Genomic DNA, 1,379 nt, shown 5'->3' on the forward strand with positions numbered 1-1,379 from the left:
CACTATTTTTAGCCTAGTTGTGGTTCAATCGGCGGAGTTTTGCGCGTAGATTATTCTGCTGATCGTATAACTCTGACAATGCTGTTTTCGCTTTAGAAAGAGTCTCTTTAGTGCTTTTAATGCTGGCCTTAATTGTCGTAATTTGTGACTCAGAATCTTTTATGTCAGCATCAGTTTGGTAGGCTTCGTCAGCTTTGATAGCTTTAATTTTGTCGTACATAGCCTTCAGTTGCTTGTTACCTTTTTTTATATCTTGTTTAACGGTGTTGATCTTTTTTTCGTTTGTATTGAGATCTAAAGTCAATCCCTCAGCAAGATATACAGTTTTCTTACGAGGCTTACTAATTGTGCTAGTTTTTGTCTTTCGGTAGTCGATATTGAACGGTTTCTGTGCTATTTTTTTCGTATTAGCAGTGCTTGTTGCCTGATCATTATCGCCCTTTAACATGCGCTGATAGTCTTTTCCAGCAATCAGCTGTGTCTTGTCTAACTGTCCAAAATCAATCAAGAATCGATGCCACTTTGGTTTAAAATTTTTGAATTGAAGCACGTAGTAGTGCTCGCTAACTTTCTTCAAAGTGGAGGGCAATACCGTTTCGTGCTTGCCGTCTTTTTCAACTTGACCAATGATTGCTTGATATTTTTGGCCAATGTTATTGCTGGTTGACTCATTAATTTCAAACAAAATTTCGCCATAACCTGCCTTGGAATTGATGTTGCGTTGCACAATTTTTACCTTCGCGTTGCCGATGGTTTGTTCTGAAGCAAGCCCAATTTTGCTATCAAATATTGGGCTGTCATCGACAAAAATTGAACGTGACGACAAGAAAAATGCCGTACCAACGACCGACAAAACAGCCATACCGATGTACAGATAACTGCCAATACGTGAACGATAATGTGTAAACCAAGCTACTAGTTTTCGATAGATTTTATTCAAAGATTAGCCCTCCTGGTTCAATAATTTAGGAGCTGATTTAAACAACTCCTTAATTTTTTTTACGTCAGTTCCACTGTATTGGTGTTTACCAACCACCAGCGTTGGGACGCTCACAAGATTGTATTGATTGATGTAAGTTCGATTCTCTGGCATGTCTAAATTCACCATTACAACATTACGAGCGACTAGTTTTTGCATGTAGACTAGCTTGTAAATTGTTCGGCATGTGCTACAAGTGTCACGGTAAAAGAAAATAATCTTGTGCTTGTTTTGCTGGTCATTTAACGCAACGTAGGTCTGTTGTGCCTCCGATTTTTGCGCGAAGTGGTTAAATACCGCATAACCTGTTAGGCTAACTGGAATCAAGCAAGCGATCAAAATGACAGCTTTCAGCACAATCTTTATCAGTATTCTTTTCAAAATATGAACCTCCTACGAT

General features: G+C 38.7%; 2 protein-coding genes. Both read right to left on the reverse strand.

The window, feature by feature from the left end; translation table 11 throughout:
- Window positions 1-13: 13 nt before the first annotated feature.
- The gene (locus FC20_RS09490; protein WP_056945397.1) at window positions 14-940 is read right to left on the reverse strand and encodes a hypothetical protein; all 927 of its coding nucleotides are present in this window, start codon (window positions 938-940) and stop codon (window positions 14-16) included.
- A 3-nt stretch (window positions 941-943) separates the two neighbouring features.
- On the reverse strand, window positions 944-1,360 hold the full coding sequence (locus FC20_RS09495) for a thioredoxin domain-containing protein (RefSeq protein WP_057907971.1): 417 nt from the start codon (window positions 1,358-1,360) through the stop codon (window positions 944-946).
- Between the last annotated feature and the right edge of the window lie 19 nt (window positions 1,361-1,379).

This window comes from Lactobacillus equicursoris DSM 19284 = JCM 14600 = CIP 110162, assembly GCF_001434815.1.
Classification (GTDB): domain Bacteria; phylum Bacillota; class Bacilli; order Lactobacillales; family Lactobacillaceae; genus Lactobacillus; species Lactobacillus equicursoris.